Source organism: Streptococcus australis (assembly GCF_019930045.1).
GTDB lineage: Bacteria > Bacillota > Bacilli > Lactobacillales > Streptococcaceae > Streptococcus > Streptococcus australis_D.
This window is the reverse complement of the sequence record NZ_JAHZQQ010000077.1, coordinates 1-5532: the sequence shown is the minus strand read 5'-3', so window position 1 is coordinate 5532 and position 5532 is coordinate 1. Positions and strand designations below refer to the sequence as shown.

Genomic DNA, 5532 nt, shown 5'->3' with positions numbered 1-5532 from the left:
GTGTGAATACTTACAGTTTACCCCAATGAAACGCTATGAGTTTTTTTGTTGCACTATATTTTACAATTTATCTTTTACTACCAACAGAAAATCAGTGACCTAGTCAGTTGGCAAGTTTCGCTCATCATGTTGATTGGTAGTGGATTCAATCTTCTAGCGGTTTATCTAGCTAGTCAAATTGGGAAGAAATGGAATAGTAATCAAGTCTTTCCAATTCTGGTTTCACTGACAGGTTTGTCCTTGCTTTTGGTAGTCTTGAAGACTCCATTCGCCTATCTAAGTGTCTATCTCTTGACCAATGCCCTTTATGCAGTGTATCAACCCATTTACTACAATGATTTACAAGCTTATTTGCCTTCTAGTGTACGAGCAACCATGCTTAGTATCAATTCGATGATGTTTAGTTTGTCTATGATTGTGATCTTCCCACTGACTGGTTGGTTGATTGATACTTGTGGATTTGTAGCTGTTTTTCTTGTGCTAGGCCTGATAACACTTTTTTCTTACCCTCTCTTACTGATTGGATTAGGGAAAATGGGCAAGCTATTAAATAAGGGGACAAAGATGGAATAATATTCCTGACGTACATTGGGTCGTTTTTCAACTCTCTCTGCTTTGCAGGGAGAGTTTTTCTCTCTTTCTAAATTGTGGTAAAATAAGTACATCCATTAGAAAGAGAAACTAGTAGTATGAAAGACTTATTGAAATACTTCAGGAATTATAAAAAAGAAACCATACTGGGACCGTTTTTCAAGTTGTTAGAAGCAAGCTTTGAATTACTGGTTCCACTTTTAATTGCCCAGCTTGTCGATCAGCTTATCCCTCGTCAGGACCAAGGTGGAATGCTTGGGGTGGTTGGTCTCTTATTTGTTTTTGCTACTTTTGGCGTTCTTGTAGCGATCACGGCCCAATATTATTCATCAAAAGCAGCCGTTGGTTTTACGAAGGAATTGACCAATGATTTGTATGAGAAAATTCTCAGCTTGTCTAAGGAGCAGAGGGATCGCCTAACCAGCTCAAGTCTAGTGACGCGACTAACCAGTGATACCTATCAGATTCAAACGGGGATTAATCTATTTTTACGTCTATTCCTTCGAGCGCCGATTGTCGTGTTTGGCTCTATTTTTATGGCCTTCACTATTAGTCCTCAATTGACAATGTGGTTTATTGGAATGGTTGCTCTCTTGACCCTGATCATTGTCGTCATGTCTCGTCTGGTCAATCCTCTTTATGCACGCATCAGGAAGATAACGGACCGAGTGGTTACCATCACGCGTCAGCAGTTACAAGGAATGAGGGTTATCCGCTCTTTTGGGCAGGTAGCTCATGAAGAAGCAGAGTTTAATGAGGTCAACCAAGACTATACCAAATGGCAATTACTAGTATCCAAATGGTCTAGTTTGATTAGTCCTATGACTTTCTTAGTCGTGAACGGGACTTTGATTTGTATTCTTTGGCAGGGACAAGCCTCCATTCAAATGGGGAGGCTCAGTCAAGGAATGTTGGTCGCTTTGGTTAATTATCTCCTTCAAATCTTAACAGAATTACTAAAGTTAGCCATGTTGGTGACCTCGCTCAACCAAAGCTATATTGCTGCTGGTCGGATAGTCCAGGTATTTGATGAGAAGAGTGAAGATTTGGATCAAGAGTTAGATGAGCTATCTGCTTCAAATCCTCAACTGGCTCTCGAGATCAAAGATCTTGTCTTTACCTATCCCTTAGCGGCAAAACCGTCTTTAGAAGGCATTCACTTATCTTTGAACAAGGGACAAACCCTAGGAATCATTGGAGGGACAGGATCAGGGAAATCTACCCTGGTTCAATTGTTAGGATATCTTTATGGCCCAAGTCAAGGAAATCTAATCATTTTTAAAGATGGACAGAGTCCCAAGACTCTTGGTCAGTGGCGTGACTGGATAGCAGTAGTTCCTCAAAAAGCAGAGCTCTTTAAAGGAAGCATTCGTTCGAATTTAACGCTAGGATTAAACGAGGAACCGAATGAAGAGCAGTTGTGGTGGGCTTTGGGAGTTGCGCAAGCAGCTGATTTCGTCCGTGAGAAAGAAGGGAGGCTAGACGCTCTGGTAGAAGCATTTGGACGAAATTTTTCCGGCGGTCAACGGCAACGGTTGACCATTGCTCGAGCTGTCCTTCGCAAAGCTCCATTTTTGGTGTTGGATGATTCCACTTCGGCTTTGGACTATTTGACAGAAGCACGACTCTTACAGGCTTTAAAAGAGGAGTTGACAGAAACCAGTCTCATCCTCATCTCGCAACGGACCAATAGTCTGCGAAGAGCTGACCAAATTCTCGTCTTAGATAAAGGCAAACAGGTCGGCTTGGGAAGTCATGAAGACTTGGTGGCAACCAATCCTTTATACCAAGAGATTCATTTCTCCCAACAGAAGAGAGAGGAGGGAGCAGAATGAAACAGAAGACTTATTTACTGCGCTTGCTTGCTGATATAGGCAAACAGCCCATCTGGCTCATCTTAGCCAGTCTGGGAACCATCTTACAAGTCTTGTTAACCGTCTATATCCCTATCCTAATCGGGCAGGCAATAGACTTAGTGGTGCTCCCTGATGCAGCACATCTCTTGCTCCCACTTATCTTACAAATGGGTCTAGTAATTCTTTTTTCAAGTCTGATTCAATGGTTGAATCCCTTGGTTTACAATCAGATGATCTATCGCTACAGTAAAGACTTAAGAGAGAAGGTCATCCAGAAAGTCCATGTCCTTCCTTTATCTTACCTGGATCGTCAAGGTACTGGGGATTTGGTCAGTCGCTTGACCACTGATGTTGAACAACTGAACAATGGTCTATTCATGGTCTTCAATCAGTTCTTTGTTGGTCTTCTTACAATCTTAGTGACCATCGCTAGTATGGCTCGATTGGATTGGATGATGATGGGAATGGTTTTGATCCTGACTCCTTTATCACTCTTTATCGCTCGTTTTATTGCCAAGCGTTCCTACCATCTCTTTCGGATGCAGACCCAAGCACGTGGGACTCAGACGCAGATGATTGAAGAATCTCTCAGTCAAGAAAGCTTACTCCAAGCTTTTAATGCACAGGATCAGTTTAAAGACAAGTTTATTGAGATCAATGGCGACTATGCTGGTTATTCTCAAGAGGCGATTTTTTATTCCTCTACAGTTAATCCAGCGATGCGCTTTGTCAATGCCCTGATTTATGCGTTGGTGACAGGATTTGGAGCCTTCCGCATCCTATCTGGAACGGGCTTTACTGTTGGCCAGTTGGTGACCTTCCTCAACTATGTCAATCAGTATACCAAACCCTTCAATGACATCTCATCTGTCCTTGCTGAGTTGCAAAGTGCCTTGGCTTGTGCGGAACGTCTCTACAGTGTCTTGGATCAAGAGGAAGTGAAAGAAAGTGGCAAGAAAGATTTGCAAGAAGAGGCTGTAGAAGGAGCTGTCCAATTTGATCATATTAGCTTTGGGTATCGCCCTGATCAGCCTCTCATAAAGGACCTCTCCATTTCTATCCCAGCAGCTAGTAAGGTAGCCATTGTTGGACCAACAGGTGCTGGGAAATCCACACTGATTAACCTTCTCATGCGGTTCTACGATGTGGATCACGGGTGCTTGCTCTTAGACCAAGAGGCCGTAGATAGCTATAGCCTAGCAAGCTACCGCAAGCAGTTTGGAATGGTGCTCCAAGAGACTTGGCTCAAGGTGGGTACCGTTCATGAAAATATCGCATTTGGTCGACCAGATGCTAGTCGGGAAGAAGTGGTCCAAGCAGCAAAAGCTGCCAATGCTGATTTCTTCATCCAACAGTTACCAGATGGCTATGATACCTATCTAGCAGATGCTGGAGACTCCCTCTCTCAAGGACAAAGACAGCTTCTGACCATTGCTCGGGTCTTTCTTGCAGTACCTAAGATTCTGATCCTAGATGAGGCGACCTCTTCCATTGACACGCGGACAGAGTTGCTCATACAGGATGCCTTTCATAAGTTAATGGTGGGTCGGACCAGCTTTGTGATTGCCCATCGTCTATCTACAATTGAAAATGCGGATCTCATCCTAGTTATGGTAGATGGAAATATTGTCGAACACGGGAATCATACGGAGTTGATGGCTCAAAAAGGTGTATATTACAAAATGCAAACTGCCCAACTTTCTAGTAATTAAGACACAAAAAGACTGGATGTTTTTTCCAGTCTTTTTGTTTATTCGTGATGATCTTTTAAAAGATAGAGAAGAGAGAAGGCTAGGAGAGCCATAGCAATACCTAATACAGTAAAGATAAAAGCGTTGCTGTCGGAGATAAGACCGATGGTATTGAGGGCGAAAGGTGTAATGGCCGCTCCGAAGCTACAGCCCAAGACGGCTACTGAGGTCACCTGGTTTAATCGTCTAGCAGGAATCTTAGCTGACAAGATTTGGAAAACCATGGTAAGAGCAGTACTGTATGTATAGCCTGAGAAGAGGGCGGAAAGAGCCAGAAGAGGGATACTTGGTGAAAGGGCTACAGCCATCATTGAGATTCCGTAAGCAATCCCGGCATAAGTAATCAATTTGCTCTTGAACAAATGAACAAGACCAGAGAAGGTGATACCAGCTAGAATGCCAATCAATTGCATAGCGCTTAGAATGAAGCTGGCTGAATTATGCTGATCCTTGAAAGTGTAGGCGACAATACTAGGAATGCGAAGAGTTACTCCGACGTTGCATAGAACGATCATAGCGGCTACAATGGCTAAAATAATAGTCAACTTCCATTCTTCTTTTTGGAGTGGTTCTTTATGATTGGCGTGGATATGTTGACTTTCTTCTTGCTGGTGGTAAGGGACAAAGGTCATGAAGAGAAAGAGAACGATTAATCCTGCCCCGTAGGCTAGGAAGCTAGAAGTCCAGCCAAATTGGAGGAGGAAGCCTACCAATAAAGTGACGAGTGCTGTCCCTACGACTTCAGCAGAACCACGAAATCCAAGAGTTTGGATTCGTTCTCGTCCCTGGTAGCGTTCGCTGATAATTGAAATAGCCTTAGCATTGATCAATCCGACTCCCATCCCAAAGATGAAACGAGAGATGAAAAGGATAGGATAGGCTTGGTTAAAGAAAGGGACCATTCCAAAGATTGAGAGGATTAATAGACCGGTGATAATCATCTTTCTCTCATCTAAGAAGCGTTCGATAAAGGTGTTGAGGAAGAGGGTGACCATAATCCCAGCGGATGGAAGGGATACTAAGAGTTCGATTTGACTTTTTGGGAGATCCTTATAGTATTCGAACATATAAGGAAGAGCACTAGAAATCGAAAAAGACGTTGTTAATACAAGAGATAAAGAAAGGATACTAACCTTTTCTAATAATTTTTTCATAATCATCCTTTAATCACATATTTAGTCAAAAGACACTCTACTATGGTATAGTTTTTTGCTTCATTTAGCAAGTTATTTAAATGAAATTTCTTAATAATTTTCATCGCCCTGTTGTAAAATGAAGTGCAACACAAAAGACACGTTCATCTGATATACTAGAATTGCGAAAAACAGCATAAA

The 5532-nt window shown here is 42.4% G+C and carries 3 protein-coding genes and 1 pseudogene; 3 read left to right on the top strand and 1 reads right to left on the bottom strand.

Going from position 1 to position 5532, the window contains the following annotated elements; genetic code table 11:
* Positions 1–66: 66 nt before the first annotated feature.
* From K1J10_RS09960 to K1J10_RS09950, 3 genes and pseudogenes are all read left to right on the top strand, one after another.
* Positions 67–573, top strand: a pseudogene (locus K1J10_RS09960) (MFS transporter); the annotation flags it as partial.
* Between the two features lie 116 nt (positions 574–689).
* The gene (locus K1J10_RS09955) at positions 690–2426 is read left to right on the top strand and encodes an ABC transporter ATP-binding protein (RefSeq protein ID WP_223357195.1); all 1737 of its coding nucleotides are present in this window, start codon (positions 690–692) and stop codon (positions 2424–2426) included.
* Positions 2423–4159 (top strand): ABC transporter ATP-binding protein, encoded by a 1737-nt coding sequence (locus tag K1J10_RS09950; RefSeq protein WP_223357193.1) that lies wholly within the window; start codon positions 2423–2425, stop codon positions 4157–4159. The genes K1J10_RS09955 and K1J10_RS09950 overlap by 4 nt, the downstream gene beginning before the upstream one ends.
* A 38-nt stretch (positions 4160–4197) precedes the next feature.
* On the opposite strand, the gene K1J10_RS09945 is transcribed toward K1J10_RS09950, so the two are convergent.
* The gene (locus K1J10_RS09945; RefSeq protein WP_223357191.1) at positions 4198–5352 is read right to left on the bottom strand and encodes an MFS transporter; all 1155 of its coding nucleotides are present in this window, start codon (positions 5350–5352) and stop codon (positions 4198–4200) included.
* Between the last annotated feature and the right edge of the window lie 180 nt (positions 5353–5532).

Bases quoted from the DNA above. Each gene is read 5' to 3' on its own strand.
- K1J10_RS09955 (WP_223357195.1), top strand. From the start codon at position 690: ATGAAAGACTTATTGAAATACTTCAGGAATTATAAAAAAGAAACCATA.
- K1J10_RS09950 (WP_223357193.1), top strand. From the start codon at position 2,423: ATGAAACAGAAGACTTATTTACTGCGCTTGCTTGCTGATATAGGCAAA.
- K1J10_RS09945 (WP_223357191.1), bottom strand. From the start codon at position 5,352: ATGAAAAAATTATTAGAAAAGGTTAGTATCCTTTCTTTATCTCTTGTA.